The organism is Parasynechococcus sp., from assembly GCF_045559935.1.
In the GTDB taxonomy this organism is placed as follows: domain Bacteria; phylum Cyanobacteriota; class Cyanobacteriia; order PCC-6307; family Cyanobiaceae; genus Parasynechococcus.
The window spans coordinates 483,367-506,895 of the sequence record NZ_JBJLJL010000008.1; the positions used below are offsets into that span (position 1 = coordinate 483,367).

General features: G+C 61.2%; 15 protein-coding genes and 1 pseudogene. 7 read left to right on the forward strand and 9 right to left on the reverse strand.

Annotation, left to right across the window (positions count from 1 at the left end; translation table 11 throughout):
* Nucleotides 1-4: 4 nt before the first annotated feature.
* Both ACJ0G7_RS07070 and ACJ0G7_RS07075 read right to left on the reverse strand, forming a co-directional pair.
* Nucleotides 5-739, reverse strand: a complete 735-nt coding sequence (locus ACJ0G7_RS07070; protein ID WP_043693950.1) for a DUF502 domain-containing protein — start codon at nt 737-739, stop codon at nt 5-7.
* Nucleotides 740-786: 47 nt separating this feature from the next.
* Entirely contained in the window at nt 787-1,449 is a 663-nt protein-coding gene (locus ACJ0G7_RS07075) for an HpsJ family protein (protein WP_253912738.1), read from the reverse strand.
* A 33-nt stretch (nt 1,450-1,482) separates the two neighbouring features.
* Between ACJ0G7_RS07075 and queG the strand changes: the two genes are divergently transcribed.
* From queG to ACJ0G7_RS07090, 3 genes are read left to right on the forward strand one after another with little or no spacing between them, the layout of a single operon-like run.
* Nucleotides 1,483-2,448, forward strand: a complete 966-nt coding sequence (gene queG, locus ACJ0G7_RS07080) for a tRNA epoxyqueuosine(34) reductase QueG (RefSeq protein ID WP_407395530.1) — start codon at nt 1,483-1,485, stop codon at nt 2,446-2,448.
* A gap of 16 nt (nt 2,449-2,464) precedes the next feature.
* Nucleotides 2,465-3,355 (forward strand): tetratricopeptide repeat protein, encoded by an 891-nt coding sequence (locus ACJ0G7_RS07085; RefSeq protein WP_043693943.1) that lies wholly within the window; start codon nt 2,465-2,467, stop codon nt 3,353-3,355.
* Nucleotides 3,356-3,400: 45 nt separating this feature from the next.
* A complete protein-coding gene (locus ACJ0G7_RS07090) occupies nt 3,401-5,875 on the forward strand; it encodes a DNA topoisomerase (ATP-hydrolyzing) subunit A (protein ID WP_407395532.1) in 2,475 nt (824 codons plus the stop codon).
* Here the strand turns inward: ACJ0G7_RS07090 and purF are convergent, their stop codons facing one another.
* From purF to ACJ0G7_RS07125, 7 genes are all read right to left on the reverse strand, one after another.
* Complete coding sequence (gene purF, locus ACJ0G7_RS07095; RefSeq protein ID WP_407395533.1) at nt 5,876-7,411, reverse strand: amidophosphoribosyltransferase; 1,536 nt, start codon at nt 7,409-7,411, stop codon at nt 5,876-5,878.
* Nucleotides 7,362-9,695: a phosphoribosylformylglycinamidine synthase subunit PurL gene (gene purL, locus ACJ0G7_RS07100; protein WP_407395535.1), complete on the reverse strand. Its 2,334-nt coding sequence runs from the start codon at nt 9,693-9,695 to the stop codon at nt 7,362-7,364. Before purL ends, purF begins: the two co-directional genes overlap by 50 nt.
* Before the next feature lie 48 nt (nt 9,696-9,743).
* Complete coding sequence (locus ACJ0G7_RS07105; RefSeq protein WP_407395536.1) at nt 9,744-10,493, reverse strand: RNA methyltransferase; 750 nt, start codon at nt 10,491-10,493, stop codon at nt 9,744-9,746.
* 1 nt (nt 10,494) lies between these two features.
* Nucleotides 10,495-11,652, reverse strand: coding sequence for a DNA polymerase III subunit beta (gene dnaN / locus ACJ0G7_RS07110; RefSeq protein WP_407395538.1), 1,158 nt, complete (start codon nt 11,650-11,652; stop codon nt 10,495-10,497).
* A 378-nt stretch (nt 11,653-12,030) separates the two neighbouring features.
* Entirely contained in the window at nt 12,031-13,089 is a 1,059-nt protein-coding gene (gene thrC / locus ACJ0G7_RS07115; RefSeq protein ID WP_407395866.1) for a threonine synthase, read from the reverse strand.
* Nucleotides 13,090-13,187: 98 nt separating this feature from the next.
* Nucleotides 13,188-13,769: an alpha/beta hydrolase gene (locus ACJ0G7_RS07120; RefSeq protein WP_043693927.1), complete on the reverse strand. Its 582-nt coding sequence runs from the start codon at nt 13,767-13,769 to the stop codon at nt 13,188-13,190.
* A gap of 22 nt (nt 13,770-13,791) precedes the next feature.
* Entirely contained in the window at nt 13,792-15,651 is a 1,860-nt protein-coding gene (locus ACJ0G7_RS07125; protein WP_043693924.1) for an AarF/ABC1/UbiB kinase family protein, read from the reverse strand.
* Nucleotides 15,652-15,726: 75 nt separating this feature from the next.
* On the opposite strand from ACJ0G7_RS07125, the gene recN reads away from it, so the two are divergent.
* From recN to ACJ0G7_RS07145, 4 genes and pseudogenes are all read left to right on the forward strand, one after another.
* Nucleotides 15,727-17,415, forward strand: a complete 1,689-nt coding sequence (gene recN, locus ACJ0G7_RS07130) for a DNA repair protein RecN (RefSeq protein WP_407395867.1) — start codon at nt 15,727-15,729, stop codon at nt 17,413-17,415.
* A gap of 45 nt (nt 17,416-17,460) precedes the next feature.
* Nucleotides 17,461-20,433 carry an excinuclease ABC subunit UvrA gene (uvrA, locus tag ACJ0G7_RS07135; protein WP_407395539.1) on the forward strand — a complete coding sequence of 991 codons (2,973 nt, stop codon included), beginning with the start codon at nt 17,461-17,463 and terminating at the stop codon, nt 20,431-20,433.
* 41 nt (nt 20,434-20,474) lie between these two features.
* Nucleotides 20,475-21,938 carry an alpha/beta fold hydrolase gene (locus ACJ0G7_RS07140; RefSeq protein WP_407395540.1) on the forward strand — a complete coding sequence of 488 codons (1,464 nt, stop codon included), beginning with the start codon at nt 20,475-20,477 and terminating at the stop codon, nt 21,936-21,938.
* Between the two features lie 197 nt (nt 21,939-22,135).
* Nucleotides 22,136-23,527, forward strand: a pseudogene (locus ACJ0G7_RS07145) (glycosyltransferase); the annotation flags it as partial.
* Nucleotides 23,528-23,529 lie beyond the last annotated feature (2 nt).

Sequence of the window (23,529 nt, forward strand, 5' to 3'; positions counted from 1 at the left end):
GGAATCAGGCGGTGGGTGAAACGGAGGAACGAAGCTGGGCGATCAGGCTGGAAAAACTGCGGTTTGCCTGGGTTTCGCGCTCATCGGGATTGACGATGCCAGCCGAAATGATCGTGCGGAAGGCCTCCTCCACAGAAATATCAAGCTCACGCACCGAACCTTCAGGCACAAGCGTGTACCACCCGGTGGTCGGATTCGGCGCCGTTGGAATGAAGACGCTCAGCAGCGGCTGTTCGAGGTCCGATTGCAGAGACGGACCGACCTGACCGGTGACGAAGCCGACGCTGAACAGTCCTTCACGGGGGTATTCGACAAGGACAACGCGACGGAATCGGGTTGAGTTGTCGCGCAGAACGGTCTCGAGCAGTTGCTTGAGGGTTTTGTAGACCGACCCGGCAAGAGGGATTCTGGTGAGCGTGCCCTCGCCGAACTCGAGCAGCCATCGGCCGACGATGTTCCTGGCCATCAGTCCGATGAGCAGGATCCCCATCAGGGGGACGGTGAGTCCCAGCGCCAGGTTGATCAGATCCTGGAGCAGAGGGTTGAGGGTGATGAACGGGTTGAACTGCTTCGGGATCGATGTCAGGAAGGCCAGCACGAAGCGGCTGACGATCGTCGAGAGCCAGATGGTCGTGGCAAGGGGGATGACCACCAGAAGTCCGGCGATCAGATCGTTCTTCAGATCCTGCTGAAGCCTGGCGGTCAGCGGCTGATCAGGTCTGGGGTTGGACTGGACCAAGGAGCTTCTGAGCCCAGAGTCATTTATGCGTCCAACCTAACCAGCGCTCAGAGCACAGCGGCCAGGGCAAGCAGCGTGAATGAGATCGCCAGGACGACGGCACTGGCCGTGCCACCGATGGCACGCTGGCGACCCGAACGGCTCTGCTGACTCTCCAGCTTCTCGATCTGGTCATCCATCTGTGCGATCTGGGTGTCGATCATCGTTTCGGCCGCACGCTTCTTGTCCTCCGCCGATGCGTCGGACGCCAGCTGACCGGCCTGAGCGAGCTGTTCACCGAGCTGTTCCACCTCCTTGGGGTTCTCGCGGAAGCTGCGGGCATCCTTGACGGCCTGACGTCCCTGCTCAAGACGTTCGGCAGCCGGACCATCGGCAGCGTCAGCTCCCAGGGAGAAAGGAACAGCCACGATCATCGCCAGGGCCAGAAGCGAGGAGATCGCACAGACCACGAGACGCAGCGGTGTGAGTCGACGTTCTGGAACGTCGACACGCGAACCGATCAGAGCGATCAGCAACCCCATCAGTCCCAGCGGAGACAAAGCCACCAACGGTCCGACGATCTGCGGTTTGGTTGTCTCGTCCGACCAGTCCACACCGACCAGAAGAGCCACCATCTGCAGAACGAGGATGACGACCATGGTGAGGCCGAGCCAGCGGAGCAGAGGCGTCAGCCGGCCGTTGGAGGGGCCTCCCATCTCGAACTCAGTCACGGGACGATGCAAAAGCGTCCAACTTTAGGGTTGATGTCCGTCGTGAACAGCGATCCTCAGATTGGCCTCAGCGTTGCCCTGAAGCAGCGGGCGCGAGAGGAGGGCTTCGAGCCTGTCGGCATCGCCCGTCTCCCAGGGAGTCCGAGACTGCAGATGCGGACAGCGGCTCTGGAGCGGTGGCTCGAATGCGGTGATCATGCGGACATGGCCTGGATGGCCTCACCGCGCCGCCGCGATCCGAACCTGCTCCTGCCCGGATTGGCCAGTCTTCTGGCCGTTGGACTGAACTATCACGTCGAGACAGTGCCGAAACCAGGACGACTGCGCGTTGCGCGGTATGCCTGGGGACGGGACTACCACCGGGTGGTGGATCAGCGGCTCAGACGCGTGGGCCGCTGGCTGTCAGAGCAGCGTCCGGATTGCCGATGGCGCGTGTGCGTCGATTCGGCCCCACTCCTGGACAAGGCCTGGGCTGAGGAGGCCGGTCTGGGCTGGATCGGAAAGCACAGCAACGTAATCAGCGCCCAGGAGGGGTCCTGGATGGTTCTGGGACATCTTCTGACCACCGAAGAGCTGACACCGGATGAACCCGCCCGCTCCCTCTGCGGACGCTGCACCGCTTGTCTGGACGCCTGCCCGACGGACGCGATTCGCGAACCCTTCGTTGTCGACTCAGGGCTTTGTCTGGCGTATCACACCATTGAAAACAGGTCCGCTCGTCTTCCTGAATCGATCAGCGAAGCGCTTGGCCCCTGGGTCGCCGGCTGCGACATCTGCCAGGAGGTGTGCCCCTGGAACCACCGATCACTCCCGAGCACCAGAGATCCTGAACTGCAGCCGAAACCCTGGCTGATGGATCTGACCCGGGACCAGGTGCTGAGCTGGGATGACGATCACTGGGACGAGCAGCTGAGAGGGTCGGCTCTGCGGCGGATCAAACCGTGGATGTGGAGGAGAAATGCGGCAGCTGCACGCATGAGTGAGCCCCCTACGATTTAAGGAACGACTCCACTCCATGGGATCCAGCCGAACGCCTATCAGCAGAGGTCTGCAAGCAGCGCTCGTCCTGGCAGGAACTCTGACTCTGGCTCTGCCGGCAAGAGCCATGGTTCCCTACGTCTACCTCCCGACATCCGAGGAACTGACGGGATCTGCCATGGGGATCGGGCGCACGGCCGCTCAGCTTCTGCAGTTCGATCAACCCCGTGAGGCCGCGAAACTTGCCGCGCTGGCGGTTCGCCTCAATCCGCAGGACGAAAGGCTCTGGTCCGTGCTGGCTGAAGCCCAGCTGCGCAACGAACAACTCGATCAGGCCAGTTTCTCACTGGCTCGCGCCAAGGATCTCAATCCAGAGAAGGCGGGTCTCTGGTTTGCGGAAGCCGCGATCGCCCTGCGGGCTGAACGTCCGGAAGAGGCGATCCCACTGATTGACAGGGGCCTTGCACTCGACCCCGACAACCACGCGGCCTACTTCGATCTCGGGAATGCCCGGATCATGCAAGACGAACTGCCGATGGCGCTGAAGTCATTTGAGAAAGCCACCGCGCTCAAGAAGGATTTCTGGGAAGCCCTGAACAATCAGGCTCTGGTGCTTTACGAGATGGGCAACCGGGATGAAGCGATCCGCCGCTGGCGTCGGGTGCTGAAGATTGAAGTCAACGCGGAACCGATGCTGGCTCTCGCTGCCGCTCTGTATCAACAGGGTAAGAGCACCAGCAGCGAAATCCTGACCCTGGCGCAGGACGCCCTGGCCAGCGATCCGAATTACGTTCTCGCACCGCATCAGGAGGAACAGCTGTGGGGCTATCGGATCCGTCAGGCAACAGCCAAATTGCTGGCTGAACCGGAACTGGCCGCCAGTGTGGAGCGGGCACAAGCCAACGCCACATGGAAGAAACGCCGCTGATCATCTGTAGGCTGAGCGCCTTCCGCCCAGGATTCAGCGGACGAGATGGCTGAGGAGCGCGTTCAACCGATCGCCCTGCATCAGGAGATGCAGCGCTCCTACCTCGAATACGCCATGAGCGTGATCGTGGGCCGGGCTCTCCCTGATGCCCGCGACGGCCTGAAGCCGGTGCAGCGGCGCATCCTCTATGCGATGCAGGAGCTCGGCCTCACTCCGGACCGGCCCTACCGGAAATGTGCCCGTGTCGTCGGAGACGTGCTCGGCAAGTACCACCCCCATGGCGACCAGGCCGTCTACGACGCCCTCGTTCGTCTGGTGCAGACCTTTGCGAGCCGCCATCCACTGCTGGATGGTCATGGGAACTTCGGATCGGTGGACGACGACCCAGCGGCCGCCATGCGGTACACCGAAACACGCCTGGCACCGATCGCTCACCAGGCCCTGCTCGAGGAGATCGGCGATGACACCGTCGACTTCGCTCCCAATTTCGACGGTTCCCAGCAGGAGCCCACCGTGCTGCCGGCGCAGCTCCCCTTCCTGCTGCTGAACGGCTGCTCCGGAATCGCGGTGGGGATGGCCACCAGCATTCCGCCCCACAACCTGGGGGAGGTCGTGGATGGTCTGATTGCCCTGATCCGCCAACCCGATTTCAGCGACGACAAACTGCTGCAACTGATTCCAGGCCCTGATTTCCCCACCGGTGGTGAGGTGCTGCTCAGCGCGGGGCTACGGGACACCTATCTGCACGGCCGAGGCAGCATCCCGATGCGGGGAATCGCCCATATCGAGGAGGTGCATCCAGGCAAGGGACGCCACAAACGCAATGCCGTGGTGGTGACCGAACTTCCCTATCAGCTCAGCAAGGCGGGCTGGATCGAGAAGCTGGCGGAATCGGTGAATGACGGAAAGATCGGTGGGATCGCGGACATCCGTGATGAAAGCGACCGCGAGGGAATGCGGGTGGTCGTGGAACTGCGCCGGGATGCCGACCCTCAGAACGTGTTGAGCGATCTGCAACGTCGCACCGCTCTCCAGAGCAACTTCGGAGCCATCCTTCTGGCGCTTGTGGATGGTCAGCCCCAGCAGCTTTCCCTGAGACAACTGCTCCAGACCTTCCTGGATTACAGGGAGCTGACGCTGATCCGAAGAACCAGCCATGCCCTGAGAAAAACCGAAGACCGCCTGGAGGTGGTTGAAGGACTGATCACAGCGCTGAACAGTCTTCAGGCTGTGATCACCATGATTCAGGAAGCAGCGGATGCCGCCTCGGCCAGAGCGAGTCTGATGGTGCGCCTCGATCTGAACGAACGTCAGGCGGACGCGGTGCTGGCCATGCCGTTACGACGTCTCACAGGTCTGGAGCAGGACAGCCTGCGCAAGGAGCTCGACGATCTGCGGAGCGAACGGGATCGTCTGAAGCTGCTGTTGGAGAACCGCGATCAGTTGCTCGACACCATGGTCGCGGAACTGAAAACACTGAAAAAGCGCTTCGCCACCCCTCGCCGAACCCGTCTTGTGGAGGGAGGTGATGCCCTGATGGCGGAACGAGCCGCCAGTCAGCGCCCGAACACCGAACTGCTGCGGCAACAGGCTCTGGCGGCCTTGCCTGGAGATGCGCGGTTGCTGATCCAGGCCGATGGTCAGGTGAAGGTTGTTTCGCCTCAGGTGCTGGGCCGGATGCACCTCAGCGAGCCCTGTCCTCTCGGGGATGAACCCTCACCGGCCAGGCTGATCCTGCCGATCGAACCTCCTCCACGCCTGCTGGGGATCAGCAGCAGTGGACGGGTCGCATCCCTGCGGTGGGAATTCGCCGGACAGCAACCCGGTTCCCTGGAGCGGTTTCTGCCCACAGGACTGGAAGGTGACCCACTGGTGTCCATCGCTGAACTGCCCGACGGCGATGGATCCGATCTCAGTCTTGGTCTGCTCAGCAGCGACGGGCGTTTCAAGCGCCTACCGATGAGTGAAGTGCTGGATCTCTCCGGACGCGCCACCAGCGTGGTGAAGCTGAAGGAAGGCGTCGAGCTGGCATCCGCACTGATCTGCCGGGAACACAGCGATCTTGTGCTGGTGTCGGATCTGGGAAGGATTCTGCGACTTCCGGTGAATGAAACAACACTGCCGTTGATGGGTCGTCTGGCCCAAGGTCCGATGACGATGCGCCTGCTGCCGGGAGAACAGCTCGTCGGAGCTCTCTGCATCAACGTGGCGGAACAGGACCCGACTCTGTTCATGGTCAGCGGCAAGGGACGCATGACCCGCCTCGACATCACTCCGCTGCGCCGTTGTCAGCGTGGAGACCTCGGCTGCATGGGAGTGAACCTTGGATCGGATGACGACAGGATCAGGGGCATCAGCAACGGTGACGCCCTGATCGGACTCATCTCGGACCGGAGCCGTCATGGTCGACTGGAAACCGGTGAAACCGCCCTCAGCTCGCTTGGAGGTGACTTCACCGATCAAATCGATCTACGCAGCGGCGAAGCCATCCGCTCGGTCGTCCCTCTGACGCGCCGCTGATCAGCGACCGGCGATTCCAGCGGGCTCCAGCATCAGTTTGCTGTTGAGAAGCTGTTCGTCCATCGGAATTGGATAATCGCCATCGAAACAGGCTGTGCAGAAATTGCCTGATTCAGCCTGAGCCGCCTCCACCATTCCTTCCTTGCTGAGATAAGCGAGTGAATCGACCTTGAGGTGTTCCTGAATCTCCTCGAGAGTGAGCCTGGCAGCGATCAGCTGATCCTGCGTGTCGGTGTCGATGCCGTAGAAGCAGGGATGGGTCACGGGCGGGGAACTGATGCGCATGTGCACCTCCGTGGCACCGGCGTCCCTCAGGGCAGTCACCAGTTTGCGACTGGTGGTGCCTCGAACGATGGAGTCATCGATGACGACCACCCGCTTGCCGGACAGCACATCCGGCAATGGATTGAGCTTGACCCGGATGCCGGCCTCCCGCATCGCCTGGGTCGGCTGAATGAAGGTGCGACCGACATAGCGGTTCTTGATCAGCCCATCCCCGTAGGGAATGCCGCTCTCCTGTGAGAACCCGATGGCTGCGGGAATACCCGAATCCGGAACACCGATCACCAGATCGGCATCAACGCAGGATTCGCGCGCCAGAGTGCGGCCGATGCGCTGGCGATAGCTGTAAAGCGATTCTCCGAAGAACTGGCTGTCCGGACGAGCGAAATAGATCATTTCGAACACGCAGAGCCGATTCGGCTCAACACTCCAGCTCTGGCGTTCCGGAACGATGTCTCCAGCACGAAAGCGCACCAGTTCGCCGGGTTGAACATCATCGACGTAGCGGGCTCCGATGATCTCAAGCCCGCAGGTCTCACTGCTCACCACCCAGTGCCCGGACTCAGGCTCGCCGAGATGACCGAAGACAAGCGGACGAATGCCGTACCCGTCGCGGATGGCGAACAGCCCCTGCGAGGTGCCGATCACCAGGCTGAAAGCTCCCTGGCAGAGCTTGAGCGCTGAACGGATGGCTTCGGGCCAGTCGAGACCGCGGTCAACCGCCTGCTGAACGGCGAATGCGATCAGTTCCGAATCGGTGGTGGATGTGAACTCGGCCTGTCCGTCATCGACCGCCTGCCGAAGCTCCGCCGCATTGACCAGGTTGCCGTTGTGGGCAAGGGCGAACGCCCCCAGGCGGGTCATCAGCACCACCGGCTGCGCATTGCAGACCCGACTGCTGCCGGTGGTCGAATAACGGTTATGACCGATCGCCAGATCCCCTGGCATCCGGGCAAGCACCTCCTGGTCAAACACCTGGCTGACCAGGCCCATGTCTTTATGCAGACGGACCTTGTCCTGATTGAACACGGCAATGCCAGCCGACTCCTGGCCTCGATGCTGAAGCGCATAGAGGCCGAAGTAAGCCAGGTTGGCCACAGGCTGCTCCACCGCGAGAACGGCAAAGACTCCGCAGGCCTCCTCCATCCGATCGGGACGCTCCCCCACGAGCTGCTGCACAGGGCGCCTCGACTTCAGAAATCCTTCACAATTCTGCCCCACGCCCTGCCGCCCCCAAACGACGGGGCAACGCATCCTCATGGATTCGGCGCAGGCTCTCGACCGAATGATCCAGGACATCCCGATCCGCGAGACGCCAGTGCAGGCGAGCATCCTGCTGAACAACACCCAGAGGGGTGACCGGACAGGCCGGCGACGAGAGAACCAGACGCTCCCAGGCCTCGAGAGAGGCCTGTTTGACGGACACCACCACACGCGCACCGCCTTCACCGAACAGCAGCCGCTGCACTGAACCGCTGAACGGCGAGAGATCCAGGGCAACACCAAGCCCTGAAGCGATGCAGCACTCCGCCACCGCCACGGCCAGACCACCATCACTGCTGTCATGCGCTGACGCGATCAGACCCTGACGGATCGCCTGTCGCAGCAGGGTCTGAACAGACCGCTCCAACGCGAGATCAACCCGTGGCGGACGTCCGGCCAGGGTGCCGTTGACGAGCTGCTGATAACTGCTGCCAGCCAAGCCGACCCGTTCATCCTCACGCTCCTCCGGTGGAACCCCCAGAAGAACTACGGAGTCCCCAACTTCACACCAACCGAGACCCACCACCCGACGGATGTCCTCAACCAGCCCGACCATGCCCACCACAGGCGTGGGATGAATCGGCCGTGCCGACCCGTCATCCCCCCGGGTTTCGTTGTAGAGGGAGACATTCCCCCCCGTAACGGGCGTTTCCAATGCCCGGCAGGCCTCTGAGATCCCGCGGCAGGCCATGGCCAACTGCCAGTAGCCAACAGGTGTTTCAGGAGATGGGAAATTCAGGTTGTCGGTGACCGCCAGCGGTTCGGCACCGACACAACTGAGATTGCGCGCCGCTTCGGCGACGGCGGCCATCGCACCCCGCTCAGGATCAAGCGCGACCCAGCGGTTGGGGCAATCGACGGTGGCCGCGACGCCTCGCTGAACAGCCTGAAGGGATCGCTCTCCCTGCTGAGGCCGCAGACGCACCACCGCGGCATCCGCCGCACCGGACGACACCACGGTGTTGGCGAGCACCTGCTGGTCGTACTGGCGATAGACCCAGCGCTTGCTGGCGATCGTGGGGTCATCGAGGAGAGCAAGCAGAACGGATCCCGGATCGTTCAGCTCTGGAAGATCCCGTTCCTGCCACTGCCAGAGCAGCTGCAGATCCGCAGGAGCCTCCTCCAGCAGATCGTGCTGTTCAACCGGTGTGTCATCCGCCAGGGCAGCTGCAGGCACCTCCGCAGCCACACCGCCCTGATGCAGAACCCGCACCAGCGGCTCATCCAGCACCCGTCCGACCACGGCAGCCTGAAGGCCCCAGCGATGAAAACGCTGCATCAGCCGTTCCTCGCAACCGCTCTTGACCACGAACAACATCCGCTCCTGCGATTCCGACAACAGGAACTCGTACGGCGTCATGCCGCTCTCCCGGGCCGGCACGCGATCAAGGTCCAGTTCCACACCAAGACCACCCTTGGCAGCCATTTCGGAGCAACTGCAGGTGAGGCCGGCCGCTCCCATGTCCTGAGCAGCCACCACATCACCGCTGGCGAAGGCCTCCAGACAGGCCTCGATCAGACCTTTCTCCAGGAAAGGATCCCCCACCTGCACCGCCGGACGGTCGTCCAGGGAATCCGCACTGAGTTCCGCACTGGCGAAGCTGGCCCCCCCCATGCCATCACGACCGGTGGTGCTGCCGACGTAGACGACGGGGTTCCCGATGCCGGCCGCACCGGACTTCACGATCTCACCGGTCTCCATCAGACCGAGCGCCATCGCATTGACCAGGGGATTGCCGGCATAGGAGGGATCAAAGGCAACCTCGCCGCCGACGGTGGGAACGCCGACACAATTGCCGTAATGAGCGATCCCGGCGACGACGCCCTCCATCAGGCCGACATTGGCGGGATCCTCCAGAGGTCCGAACCGCAGCGCATTGAGCAAGGCAATGGGTCGGGCTCCCATCGTGAAAATGTCCCGCAGGATGCCGCCGACACCGGTAGCCGCCCCCTGGAAGGGTTCGACGGCCGAGGGATGGTTGTGACTTTCGATCTTGAAGGCAAGGCGATGCCCGTCGCCGAGATCCACCACACCAGCGTTCTCCCCTGGCCCGACGAGAATGCGCGGTCCATCGGTGGGAAACCCACGCAGCAGGGATCTGGAATTGCGATAGCAACAGTGCTCCGACCACATCACGCCGAACATTCCCAGTTCGGCTCGGTTCGGAGCTCGCCCCAGACGTTTGCAGATCTCCTCCCAGTCTCTGGGCTTCAGTCCCTCGGCCCGCACCGCTTCAGCAATGTCGTATCCAGGGGCATCGGGAGCAGCGACCACCAGTCTGAGAGCACCTTGCACCAGTGTTGCCGACCATGCGTCAGCCGCTCAGACCCAGGGATCCTCATCCCGGTCCTTGCGACGCGACGGCTGAGGTTGATTCCAGAGTTCATCCTCCCAATCCTCGAGAGGATCAGCGTCGTCCAGGCGGGACCTGGATGGTGCTGATGCCGGTGAACCCTCCTCCTGCCAGGGAGGCTCATCAAGCCAACCCTCAAGCCTGTCGCCGGCCCGATCTCCCATCTGACGCAGCTGATCACGCCATCGCTGCGTGCGTTGCAGCAGGTCCTGGCGAAGACTGGACCGATGCAGAGGCAGATCCTCCAGTGTGGTGAGCCCTGTGGAAACCACACCGGGACGCTGATCAAGAATGCGATCCGGAGTCAGCCGCCAGCGGGAGCTGCCGGGCAGGCGTGGATCACTGCGGGCAACGAGATACTCGCGGATCGCTCCGGTTGCCGTTGTGAAACTGAGATCCACCAGAGTGCCCAGCCGATCACCATGACGGTTGATCAGATCCGCATCGATCAGCGTCGGAAGCCGATCAAGGGTGGCCTGATCACTGACGGAAGGATCCCCCCGCACGAACACCTGCTGATCTGTGAATCCACAGCATTGATCAAGCCTCCAGACATCACGGCTGAGCCGTAACGCCGATGGCCGGCTGACCCAGCCGAGCAGACGATGCACCGGTGGATGCATCCACACCATCACACCGGGGCCGTGATCAAGCCCACGATCACAGCGGACGGTGTGATTCAGAAGATCGCTGAGCAGAAGCTGGTCGGGAAGACTCAAGTCAGGAACGGATCTGAACGGGCATCACCAGATAGGTGAAGCTCTCAGTTTCACCTTCCGGCTTGAGCACCGCAGGAGTTGTCGGTGCATTGCAGTGAAGAACCACCTGATCAGTGCCGAGAGCCTTGAGACCATCCAGCAGGTAGCGAACGTTGAAGGCGATCTGCATGGCATCACCGGTCAACGTGGCTGGAAGCGACTCGGATCCCCTGCCCACATCCTGAGCATCAGCACTGAGCTGGATCACTCCATCATCAGGTTGGGTGCTGAATTTGACGACATTGTTGTGCTGATCCGCCAGAACAGCGATCCGCTCCAGGGCGGCGATCAGAGCACGGCGATCAAGACTGATGGTTCGCGTGAATCCATCCGGAATCAGCTGCCGGTAATTGGGATATGTGCCTTCCAGCGTGCGGCTGGTGACCATCTGATCAGCAGCCAGGAACACCACCTGCCCGCGATCGCAGAACAGACTCACCGGCTCCTCTGATCGCCAGCCTGCCATCAGTCGCTCCACCTCCCGCAGAGAGCGGGCGGGAAGAGTGACGGCGAAACCTTCCGACTCGGGGTCATCAGAGGGAGCAGCATCATGAAGGGCATCGTCCACCTCCAGAACGGCGAGCCGATGCCCATCGGTTGCCGCCGCTTCGAGGGACTTTTGGGTGAATCGGAGATGGACTCCTGTCAGCAGCTGCTTGGCTTCATCGGCACTGCTCGCGAACAGGGTGCCTTTGAGGGCCTGAACAAGACCGGATGCCTGCAGTTTCAGCGGCTGTCCGCTTTCGACCATCGGCAGATCGGGATAGTCGTCTGCCGGCATTCCCCGCATCTGATACGAGCCACTCAGGCTGGTGAGTTCCACCTGTTCCCCGGCGTCATCCGTGGCCAGGGTGATCGGACTGTCGCTTGAGAGGCGGGAGACGATCTCTCCCAGAAGCCGGGCCGGAAGGGTGATCGCGCCGCTGCTGTCGATGCTCGCTGCCAGAGAGGTCTGAATGCCGAGGTTGAGATCAAAACCTGTGAGGCTGAGGCGATTGCTGCCGGCATCGGCTGTCAGCAGCACATTGGCCAGCACCGGATGCGTCGGTCGCGTGGCGACCGCACGGCTGACCAGCTGAAGAGCGGCATTCAGCTCGGACTGGGAACAGACCACTTTCATCGTGCTGCAGGCCTGAACGTGTCGTGGAGGTGCCCCACCGTTTCACAGCGTTGAGGGAAGTGCAATGCCGTGATTCCATCCGTGTGCTCTTCGGCTGTTCTATTCAAAAAAGAAGAAGAACAAATGAAAAACAGCCGTCGTAGGGGCTGTGGGAATGGGGAAATCTCGGATCGATCGCAGTCTTCGTCTGGGGTTTTGGAGCTCAATGGCTGGTGAGAACAATTCGACGCCTGTGGGATGAACAGCGGTTTTCCACTTGTTCACAGGCCGTGAAAAAACCTCCGTTGAGCGGACGCTCCAACAGAGGTTCTCTTTCCCCAGGTTCTGAAGAGTGTTTTGGGCGGTTGTCCTCAGGCGCTTTGGCGATTGTCTACCGCTTCAGAAACCCATCACGTCGGCAACCGTGGCCAGATCAGGGTTCAGATCCGTGTGGAAGGCAGCGTCGTTGTTGTTGATCGCGCAGTCGGGATCCTTGAGGCCGTTGCCGGTCAGAACGCAGACGACATTGGCTCCTGTCGGGACTTCATCGCGTCGTTTCAGCAGACCTGCCACCGAAGCGGCGCTCGCCGGTTCGCAGAAGATTCCTTCCTCTCCACCCAGCAGCTTGTAGGCATCAATGATTTCCGCATCGGTGACGTCCAGAAAGGCCCCGTTGCTCGCCTGACGGGCTGCGATGGCCTTGTCGCGGTTCACGGGATTTCCGATCCGGATCGCCGTGGCGAGTGTTTCGGGCTCTTTCACGGTTGTCCCATGCACAAGAGGGGCTGATCCACTGGCCTGAAAACCCATCATTCTCGGCAGCTTCCGGCTGTGGCCTGCCTGCTGGTATTCCTGAAATCCCATCCAGTACGCGGTGATGTTCCCTGCATTCCCCATCGGGATGCACAACCAGTCGGGTGCTTCCCCGAGGGCATCGACGATCTCGAAAGCAGCGGTCTTCTGACCCTGCAGCCGGTAGGGATTGACGGAATTCACCAGGGTCACGGGGTACTTCTCCGCCGCTTCCCGAACGATGTCGAGGGCTTTGTCGAAGTTGCCGCGGATCGCCAGCACTTCTGCTCCGTACACAAGAGCCTGGGCCAGCTTTCCCTGGGCGACGTAGCCGTCAGGGATCAAGACGAATGCGCGCATGCCTCCCCGACGGGCATAGGCCGCTGCGGCCGCCGATGTATTTCCGGTGCTGGCGCAGATCACGGCTTCACAGCCGGCTTCCTTGGCCTTGCTGATGGCCATGGTCATGCCGCGGTCTTTGAAGGAGCCGGTTGGATTCAGGCCGTCGTACTTGACATGGACGGTCACACCCCTGCCGATGCGTTCGGCAACGGACGGCACCGGAATCAGCGGTGTGGCGCCCTCCCGCAGTGTGATCACCGGTGTCGACCTGCTGACCGGCAACCAGGCCCGGTAAGCCTCGATCAGCCCAGGCCAGTCCTGCATCACCGGCGTATCGGCGAATCGTCGACGGAGGTTCTGAACGAAGGTCACCGGATCGCTGATTACCTGAGCCGGAATCTAAGTGTCAGGGCTCAGAGACCTCAGGGTTTTCCATCCTTCAGACCGTCCAGCGGTGAGTCTGAGAAGAACTGCACGAGGCCAGCGATGGACTGTGCTTTCTCAATGACTGCAAACAGTGCCGGAAGATTCACAGCCATCACCTCGTTGGGATACGACTTCAGGAAATTGACAGCTGTCAGGCCGCCGTCTTCCTGCAATCCATTGATCACACCGGCACGGATGGCAGGGACGCTGACATCAGGAGACGGCGAATAGATCGGATAAATGATCTTGCCGACACGACGGACGATGGCATCTCCGATCCGGGTGTTGATCAGCCGGCTGGTCAAGACAAGTGGAAGCTCCAGTTTCTGATTGAGTAACTTCGCGACGTCCTCGGGTTTCTGTCCGGAGATCGTCAGCAGATCGTCCAGCAGACCGATGGCTTCACCGGTTTCGGCAAGATGCTCGACTTCCTTGACGGGAATCGAGCGTCGGAATCCTCCGGAAACAAGAGCAATGTCCACTGCGGCCATCGCCTTTGGCGTTGGACAACCGATTGCGAGACCGGTTGCTGCGACAAACCCGAACACGGATCGACGGCATCTCCGGAGGCTGACCATCACTGCTTTGTTTTGACGAAACCTAAGCGGGAACTCCAGCGGCGACTCGCACGAGGCGGACAACTCCCCGTTCGGCCAGACCCTGCGCCACCTGTAGGCCCATCCGGCGTGCGTCGGGCTCATTGATGATTCTGGGAAGGCGTTTCATCAGTAGATCAGGGCTGAACCCCGGTAGAGATTGCAGAACGCCGATCAGTTGACGGATCGGTTCGAGCTGGAGCAACGGATCGTTCTGGATCGACCTGTTGGCCGACATTCCAGGAGGCTGCAGACGTTTTGGCAGCCGTTGGCCCAGGCGCTGCATCGTGAGCCATCCGAAGTCGTCAAGACGTTGCACCGTGGCATCCACCAGCTGCTCCCGCAGCAGACCACCCTTCGACGAGAACAGGAAGTCGAGAAGTTGGTCGAGGAGGGTGTCCAGGTCGAGGTCGGTCTGACTGGCAGCGCTGGAGACCAGGTTTTCGAGGCGTGTCCAGCGGAAGATCTCTCCATCGAAGAGCATTTCCTTGAGGCTCTGTCGCAGCTGAGGATCCGGATCTTCCATCAACCTGCGAGCGAAGTAGGGATAGGCGGCGCCGAGGATCTTGAAGTCGGGGTCCACGCTCAGAGCGATCCCTTCAAGAGTGACGAGTGAACGGATGATCAGCGCGTAATAGGGGGGAACTCGGAAGGGGAACTTGTACATCACACCGGACATATCGTCTGTCACGCTTTTAAAATCCATTCTGTTGACACCCATCTCTATTGCTTGACTGAAAACCGATTCAAAGGCGGGTACAATTGGCTCGAGATTGACATCTTCAGCAAGAAATCCAAGGGTAACAAAATCTTTCGAAAGTTTGTTGAAATTTCTATTAACAAGATGCACCACTGCTTGGATCAAGCCTGTTCTTGATTCACGACTGACTTCACTCATCATCCCGAAGTCCAGATAACAGAGTCGTCCGTCTTCGAGCGCCAGAAGGTTTCCAGGATGGGGATCAGCATGGAAGAAACCATGCTCCAGCAGTTGCTGAAGACTGCAGTTCACCCCAACTTCGACCATGTCGTCAGGGTTGACACCCATGTCGCGAACGGCTTCGAGGTTGGTGAGCTTGACTCCGTCGATCCATTCCATGGTCAGCACGCGACGGCTGGTTGCCTCCTGATGAATCCGGGGAACGGCGATGCGAGGGTTGTGGCTGTGAAGTTCACGGAACTGTTCAGCATTCGCTGCTTCGTTGAGGTAATCCATTTCCTCAAACACCCGCTTGCCGAGCTCATCAATCAAGGCGACCAGATCACTCCGGATCAGTCCGATGTTGCTGTTCAACCAGGAGGCGATGTTTCGGACGATGTAGAGATCGAGTGTGATCTGCTCGCGCAAGCCGGGGCGCTGAACTTTCACAGCGACCCGTTCTCCGTTGTTCAGAACGCCTCTGTGGACCTGTCCGAGGGATGCGGCCGAGATCGGTTCCCGTTCCAGTTCCAGGAACAGTTCATCGATCGGAGCCTGTAGGTCCTCCTCGATGCAGGCCATGGCCAGATCACTGTCGAAGCCGGGCAGTTGGTCCTGCAGTTGAGCGAGCTCCTCCAGCAGAACGGGTGGAACGATGTCCGGTCGGGTGGACAGGGCTTGTCCTGCCTTGATGAATGCCGGTCCCAGATCCACAAGCAGGGCTGCGCACTCCCGGGCGCGGGAACGGGCCTGCCGAGGATCCTGCAAGCGTCGGAACAACCAGTCCCAGCCCACTCCGATCAGAAAAAGACCGATCGGCACCAGGGTCTGCCACAGGCGTCGGATCAGCCGTTGTGGATGGCCTGCATAGATCCGTGTGATGGCCGCAGGGTCGTACTCCAGCAGTCCAGCGGCTTCGATGAAGTCACCGAGCTCCTGCGCCATGGTTCCGGTCTGAAGGGACTCCCTTCTAAACGAACCGTGTCGCCGCTACGGTCGGCACGACCACAGGAGCTGACTGTGCTCACCGGTCTTCAGCTGCGGAACATCGCTCTGATCGACAGCCTCGAGCTTGTCTTTCAAGCCGGTTTCACTGTGCTCACAGGTGAAACGGGTGCCGGCAAATCGATTCTTCTCGATGCTCTCGATGCCGTTCTCGGTGGTGCTCAGGGCGCAGCAGGTCTGCGATTGCTGCGTCCAGGCTGTGATCTTTCCCGTATCGAAGCCAGTTTTGAAATCACCGAGCCGGTGGGTCGCTGGCTGAGCCGCGAAGGACTCGCTGACGATGGACAGGACGAACTGATCGTCAGCAGGGAATGGCGACGACAGCAGCCCGAGCGGGTCACCAGTCGATCACGCCTGAATGGCGTCGCGGTCAACCGGCAGCAGTTGCAGGATCTGCGGCCCTTGCTCATCGATCTCACCATTCAGGGTCAGACACAGCAGCTGTCCCGGTCCGGTCAGCAGCGTCGTTGGCTTGATCGTCTCGGTGGGGCTGGTCTCGCCGAATGCTCTCAGGAGGTTCGTACGGCATGGCAGCTCTGGCGTGAGGCTGCGGCTTCCCTGCTGGCCCTTGAAGACAAGCAGGAGGGCCTGGAACGGGATCGGGCCGAGCAGGAACAGCTGCTGGATCAGCTCGAGCAGGCCTGCCTGGAGGATCCGGATGAGTGGGACCGGCTGCAGCGCGAGCAGGATCGGCTGGTTCACGGGGTTCATCTTCAGCAGGGCCTGGCTGAGGTGTTCGGCCGTCTACGCGATGGAGCGGATCAGGCTCCGTCTCTCCAGGATCACTTCGCAGCGGTGAATCAGGAGCTGCAGGCCATGAGCCAGATGGATGCCTCGCTGATTCCCCTGCACGATCGGGCTCTCGATCTCCAGACAGGGGTCGAGGATCTTTTGCGGTCTCTGGATCAGTACGGGGTGGCTCTTGAGAGTGATCCTGAGCAGCTCGATTGCATTCAGGAGCGGCTCGAACAGCTCAAGCGGCTGCAGCGGCGTCATGGGCTGGATCTGGCTGGCCTGATCACCCGTCGGGATGAGCTGCGGGAGCAGCTCATGGAGGGGGGGGTGTCTGCCGATCTGGAGCGATGGCGTCAGAGGGAACAGCGGTGTCGATTGGCTCTTGATCAAGCCAATGCCCTGCTCCGTGCGGCGAGGCTGGAGGCTGCCGAGTCTCTGCAGAACTCGCTTCTTGATCTGCTGCCGCCCATGGGACTGGCGAATGTGCGCTTCGAAGTGGAACTCCTACCCATCGATCCCACGGAACACGGGTCGGATGCCGTGCGCTTTCTGTTCTCCGCCAATCCCGGACAGCCCCTCGCACCGCTGATAGAGGTGGCATCCGGAGGGGAGATGTCGCGGTTTCTGCTGGCACTGAAGACAGCTCTCGCCGCGGTGGATGGGTCCAGCACGTTGTTGTTTGATGAGATCGATTCCGGCGTGAGTGGCCGGGTCAGCGGTGCGATGGCGGAGCTGCTCCGTTCCCTGGCGCGGCATCGGCAGGTGTTCTGTGTGACCCATCAGCCCCTGGTGGCGGCAGGGGCTGATCACCATTTCCGCGTCAGCAAGGACGTGCAGGACGGCATCACCCGTTCACGGGTGTCCCACCTGCGGGACACTCAGCAGCGACAACTGGAACTCGCTGAGTTGGCCGGTGGTGATCAGGCCCGTGCCTATGCAGCCAGCCTGCTGGACCAGAAATCTGCCTGAAGTTTCGAATTCTTCTTAAGATTTCGTGCTTACCACCGGGGCGTCATGGGGCGATCTGCTGCCAACAACGCGAATCGCCCTGCTGCTGTGGACCTCGCCCGTACGGACCAGGACGATGAGATCCGGGTACGGGGGGCCAGACAGCACAACCTCAAAAACGTCGACGTCACGATCCCCCGCAACAAACTGGTGGTCTTCACCGGTGTAAGCGGCAGCGGCAAGAGTTCCCTGGCGTTCGACACGATCTTTGCGGAGGGTCAGCGCCGCTACGTCGAGAGTCTTTCCGCCTATGCCAGGCAGTTTCTCGGCCAGGTGGACAAGCCCGATGTCGACGCCATCGAGGGTCTGTCACCGGCCATCTCGATCGATCAGAAATCGACAAGTCACAACCCCCGTTCGACCGTCGGCACCGTCACCGAGATTCAGGACTATCTGCGTCTTCTGTTCGGGCGTGCCGGTGAACCCCACTGTCCCAAGTGCGGGCGTTCGATCCGGCCTCAGAGCATCGACGAGATGGTCGATCACATCCTGCTGCTGCCTGAGGGAACCCGATACCAATTGCTCGCACCGGTGGTCCGGGGCAAGAAGGGAACCCACACCAAGCTGATCAGCGGTCTGGCAGCGGAGGGGTTCGCACGGGTCCGGATCGATGGCGAGGTGCGTGAGCTGTCAGACAACATCGAGCTCGACAAGAACCACAGCCACAACATCGAGGTGGTGGTGGATCGTCTGGTGGCCAGGGAGGGTGTGCAGGAGAGGCTCACCGATTCCCTGCGCACTGCTCTGAAACGCGGTGATGGTCTCGCTCTTGTGGAAGTGGTTCCCAAGGCAGGAGAGGAGGTTCCGGAGGGCGTCGATCGCGAGCGTCTCTATTCCGAGAATTTCGCCTGTCCGGTGCACGGAGCGGTGATCGAGGAACTCTCACCTCGACTCTTCTCGTTCAACAGTCCTTACGGCGCCTGTGAGGCTTGTCATGGCATCGGCCACCTCCGCAAGTTCACGGTGGAACGGGTCATCCCCGATCCCAGCCAGCCGGTCTATGCGGCGGTTGCTCCCTGGGCTGAAAAGGACAACACCTATTACTTCTCGCTGCTCTATTCCGTCGGTGAAGCCTTCGGATTCGAGATCAAAACCCCTTGGAACGAGCTCACCGATGAGCAGAGGGATGTGCTGCTGAATGGCAGTCGTGAACCGATCCTGATCCAGGCCGACAGTCGTTACCGCAAGGGCAAGGGCGCGTACACGCGTCCGTTTGAGGGAATTCTTCCGATCCTGGAACGCCAGTTGCGCGATGCCAGCGGTGAGGCTCAGCGCCAGAAGCTGGAGAAGTTCCTGGCCCTGGTGCCATGTGAGGCCTGTCATGGGCAGCGGCTGAGGCCCGAAGCCCTGGCGGTGAAGGTGGGTCCCTTCCGGATTCCAGAGCTCACGGCCGTCAGCGTCGCTGAAACCCTGGAGAGGATCGAGCAGTTGATGGGCGTCGGGATCCACGAAGGTTCCGAGCCGCTGCTGACGCCGCGTCAGATCCAGATCGGCGATCTGGTGCTGCGGGAGATCCGTCTGCGGTTGCGCTTCCTTCTGGATGTGGGCCTTGATTACCTCAGCCTCGACCGTCCGGCGATGACGCTGTCAGGGGGAGAGGCTCAGCGCATCCGTCTCGCCACCCAGATCGGTGCGGGGCTCACCGGAGTGCTCTACGTCCTGGATGAGCCCAGCATCGGCCTGCATCAACGGGACAACGACCGGCTTCTGGACACGCTCAGGCGCCTTCGCGATCTCGGCAACACTCTGGTGGTCGTCGAGCACGACGAAGACACCATCCGGGCAGCGGATCATGTCGTGGACATCGGGCCCGGTGCTGGAGTGCATGGCGGCCACATCGTGGCCGAAGGCTCCCTGGAGAACCTTCTGTCCAGTGAAGAGTCCCTGACAGGTGCCTATCTCAGCGGACGCTGTTCCATTCCCACGCCTGCTGAACGCCGCACAGGTGGCAACCGTCGTCTGCAGCTGATCGACTGCAATCGCAACAACCTGCGCAATCTCACCGTTGAATTTCCGCTCGGTCGACTCGTGGCGGTGACCGGCGTCAGCGGAAGCGGCAAAAGCACCTTGGTGAACGAGCTGCTTCACCCAGCTCTGGAAAACGGCCTCGGACTGAAGGTGCCGTTCCCCAGCGGTCTGGGTGAGCTGCGTGGAATCAAGTCGATCGACAAGGTGATCGTCATCGATCAATCCCCGATCGGCCGTACGCCCCGTTCCAATCCGGCCACTTACACCGGTGCCTTCGATCCGATCCGCCAGGTCTTTGCCGCCACCGTTGAGGCCAAGGCGCGCGGTTATCAGGTCGGTCAGTTCAGCTTCAACGTCAAGGGCGGACGTTGTGAAGCCTGCCGCGGACAGGGCGTGAACGTGATCGAGATGAATTTCCTCCCCGATGTCTACGTGCAGTGCGATGTGTGCAGGGGAGCTCGGTTCAACCGTGAAACCCTGCAGGTGAAATACAAGGGCTACACCATTGCTGATGTCCTGCAGATGACGGTCGAGCAGGCTGCGGAGGTGTTCGAGGCGATTCCTCAGGCAGCGGACCGACTGCGGACGCTGGTGGACGTCGGCCTCGGTTACGTGAAGCTCGGACAGCCGGCCCCGACACTGTCCGGCGGTGAGGCGCAGCGAGTGAAGCTCGCCACCGAACTGTCCCGCAGGGCCACGGGTAAGACGCTCTATCTGATTGATGAGCCGACAACAGGCCTCAGCTTCTACGACGTCCACAAGTTGATGGAGGTGATGCAGCGTCTTGTCGACAAGGGCAATTCGATCATCTGCATCGAGCACAATCTCGATGTGATCCGTTGCAGCGACTGGATCATCGACCTTGGCCCCGAGGGTGGTGATCGTGGCGGGGAATTGCTGGTGACCGGCACACCGGAAGAGGTGGCCCAGCATCCGACCAGTCACACGGGGCGTTATCTGCGTCGTGTTCTCGATCAGCATCCAGCAGAGATTCCTTCTCTCGCCGCCTGATGTTCAGGTTCCGATGCCCGCGATCGCGTCTGGTGTCCCTGATGGCGGGACTTGCCCTGACGGGTGTCGGAACTCCTGCGTCCGCCCTCGAGCGGTTGGTTCTGCGGATGCCGTTCCTGGAAACCAGCATCACGATCAATCTGGGGGAAGCCGAGACGGTCGATCAACTGTTGCGGTCCAGTCCGGATCTCGAGGATCTGAGGGCTGCGAGCGGCGACAGGCTGTCCAACCTGCTGGAGGGGATTTTTCTTGCACCGCTTCCCCCTGAGACGCGTTCGTTTCTGGAGGGATCAACCGGTCAGCCACTGCTTGAGCAGGTCCTCCAGTCCGCCGTTGCTCTGGTGCAGCTCGAAGGGGTCGAGGCAGACACCTCCGGACGGATGCTCACCGATGCGCTGATCCGGGCGGAACGCAATGGGCAGGCGACTGTGCTCGGGCTGCTGCGTGAAATGCCAGGGGAAACGGCCACCATCGACATCTCGAGGGTCGCTTTCATCGCCTCCCGACTGATCCGTAACACGGAACAGGGTCGCAGTCTGGTGAAGGCCGCACCGGTCGAGCCGTTCAATTCTTCGTTGCAGGCCCGGCTGAGGGGCGCCTGGTCCCGTCGGGAGATTCAGGTGTCGGTGCCCCATCGGCAGGAACCGCTGCGAACGCTGGTTCTGGAGCCGCAGCGGAATTCGAATGGACGCCTGGCTGTGATCTCCCACGGACTCTGGGATGATCCCGAATCGTTTGAAGGCTGGGGGGAGGTGCTTGCTTCGGCGGGTTACACCGTGCTTCTTCCCGATCATCCAGGCAGTGATTTCGAGCAGCAGAAGGCGATGCTGTCTGGGGACCGCCCCCCCCCGGATCCGGAGGAGTTGACCAGACGTCCCCGCGATGTCTCCGCTCTGATCGATGCCGTTGCTTCAGGTCGCATCCTGCGCAATCAGTCGCTCAATACCGACGCGGTGGCTGCGATCGGACATTCCTGGGGCGGCACCACGGTTCTTCAGCTTGCCGGTGCCGATCCAACCGATCGAAAGATGCTTTCCCGCTGCAGTGATCTGGAGGATTCAGAGGGGAACATGAGCTGGGTGCTGCAGTGCAGCTGGTTGTCCACCATCCGAGAGGCGGGAGCAGCCGATCCGCGTGTGCGTGCTGTGGTGTCCGTCAGTCCCCCGTTGCGTCTGCTGTTCGATCCCGCCAGTTCCAGGAGCCTCAGCGGAAAGGTGCTTCTGATCAGCGGCACCGCTGACTGGGTCGTTCCATCCGGTCCGGAGGCGATCTCGCCGATGCGAGAGACGAAGGCAGCACGCCATGGACATCGTCTGGTGCTCTACGACCGGGCCAATCACTTCACGCCCCGCAGTTTCAGGGGTGATCCGCAACCGGCGGCGATCGGTGCCCTTCTGCTCGCCTGGCTCAACGAGCAGCTCGATGTGTCCGGTTCCGTCACATTCTCCGGTGGTGGTTGGGGTGATCCGGAGCAGCGTCTGGTTGATGTCAGTGACCGTCTCTGAGATTGCTGTCTGTTTACAAATTCGTCGCATCCAGGGATGTCTCGAAAGGGGCGACATCTCTGTCCAGGTCAACCATCTGTGGGTCTGACCCGGCAGCAGTACTTGTTTTCTAATCTTTTTTTCATCTTCTCAGGCTCTTTGTTTCTCTAAACAAAAAAGAAGCCCTCCCAGGCTTTTGCTGTCTGTTGATGCCACGAATGGGTCTGCGTCTGTTGCATCTGCACCTGCATGGCCTGTTCCGTTCCCATGAGCTGGAGCTTGGGCGTGATGCCGACACAGGCGGGCAGACCCTGTACGTCCTCGAGCTTGTCAAGCATCTGGCGCGGCAAACGGATGTCGATCAGGTCGATGTGGTCACCCGGCTGATCAAGGACCCCCAGGTTTCGAGTGACTATGCCGTTCCTGAGGAACCCATCGCTTCCGGGGCCCGCATTCTGCGTTTCCGTTTCGGTCCAGATCGATACCTGCGAAAGGAACGGCTCTGGCCGCATCTGATGCAGCTGGTTGATCGGCTTGTCGATCATCTGCGTCAGCCCGGTCAGATGGTCGACTGGATTCACGCTCATTACGCCGATGCCGGCCTTGTGGGCTCCCTGGTCAGCGAGCGGTTGGGCATCCCCCTCGTTTTCACAGGTCATTCCCTCGGTCGCGAAAAGCAGCGGAGACTTCTGGCTGCCGGGGGCGACCTGCTGCAGATGGAACGTTCCTATGCCATGAGTGCCCGCATCGACGCTGAGGAGCGGGCACTCGCACAGGCAGATCTGATCATCACTAGCACCCGTCAGGAAGCGGAGAAGCAGTACTCCCGGTACAGCAGTTTCCAGCTGCAGCGTGCCCATGTGGTTCCACCGGGTGTGGATTCGAGTCGTTTTCATCCCTCCGCCACGTTCTCGGAAAAGGCCGAGCTGAATCAGCTGCTGCATCCCTTCCTGCGGGATCCCTCCAAACCTCCTCTGCTGGCCATTTCACGGGCGGTCCGTCGCAAGAACATCCCCGCTCTTGTTGATGCGTTCGGTCAGTCAGCCGCTCTGCGTCAGCAGTTCAATCTTGTGCTGGTGCTCGGATGCCGGGATGACCCTCGCCAGTTGGCCGAACAGCAACGCGAGGTGTTCCAGCAGGTGTTCGAGCTGGTGGATCATCACAATCTCTACGGCACGATCGCCTACCCGAAACAGCATCGGCGTGACCACATTCCTGCGATGTACCGCTGGGCGGCCCGCCGTCAGGGCCTGTTCGTCAACCCGGCTCTCACGGAACCCTTCGGACTCACGTTGCTCGAGGCCGCTGCCTGTGGGTTGCCCATGGTGGCGACGGATGATGGGGGACCCCAGGACATTCAGGCCCGTTGCGGCAACGGGCTTCTGGTGGATGTGACCGAGCCCGGGGGTCTCCGAAGGGGATTGGAGCAGGCGGCCAGAGCCGGTGATCTCTGGAGACGCTGGAGCGACAACGGTGTGGAGGCAGTCAATCGGCACTTCAGCTGGGGCGCCCATGTCCGTCACTATCTGGCTCTGATGGACGCCACAGCCGACCGGGTTCCAAGGGTCCGGCGAGCTCCACGAAGGAGTCGGACAACGCCTGCGCGCCCTCT

What these genes read in the sequence shown, in the direction of transcription:
- queG (WP_407395530.1), top strand. Translation starts at nt 1,483, where the DNA reads ATGTCCGTCGTGAACAGCGATCCTCAGATTGGCCTCAGCGTTGCCCTG.
- ACJ0G7_RS07085 (WP_043693943.1), top strand. Translation starts at nt 2,465, where the DNA reads ATGGGATCCAGCCGAACGCCTATCAGCAGAGGTCTGCAAGCAGCGCTC.
- ACJ0G7_RS07090 (WP_407395532.1), top strand. Translation starts at nt 3,401, where the DNA reads ATGGCTGAGGAGCGCGTTCAACCGATCGCCCTGCATCAGGAGATGCAG.
- purF (WP_407395533.1), bottom strand. Translation starts at nt 7,411, where the DNA reads ATGCGTTGCCCCGTCGTTTGGGGGCGGCAGGGCGTGGGGCAGAATTGT.
- dnaN (WP_407395538.1), bottom strand. Translation starts at nt 11,652, where the DNA reads ATGAAAGTGGTCTGTTCCCAGTCCGAGCTGAATGCCGCTCTTCAGCTG.
- thrC (WP_407395866.1), bottom strand. Translation starts at nt 13,089, where the DNA reads ATGCAGGACTGGCCTGGGCTGATCGAGGCTTACCGGGCCTGGTTGCCG.
- ACJ0G7_RS07120 (WP_043693927.1), bottom strand. Translation starts at nt 13,769, where the DNA reads ATGGTCAGCCTCCGGAGATGCCGTCGATCCGTGTTCGGGTTTGTCGCA.
- ACJ0G7_RS07125 (WP_043693924.1), bottom strand. Translation starts at nt 15,651, where the DNA reads ATGGCGCAGGAGCTCGGTGACTTCATCGAAGCCGCTGGACTGCTGGAG.
- uvrA (WP_407395539.1), top strand. Translation starts at nt 17,461, where the DNA reads ATGGGGCGATCTGCTGCCAACAACGCGAATCGCCCTGCTGCTGTGGAC.
- ACJ0G7_RS07140 (WP_407395540.1), top strand. Translation starts at nt 20,475, where the DNA reads ATGGCGGGACTTGCCCTGACGGGTGTCGGAACTCCTGCGTCCGCCCTC.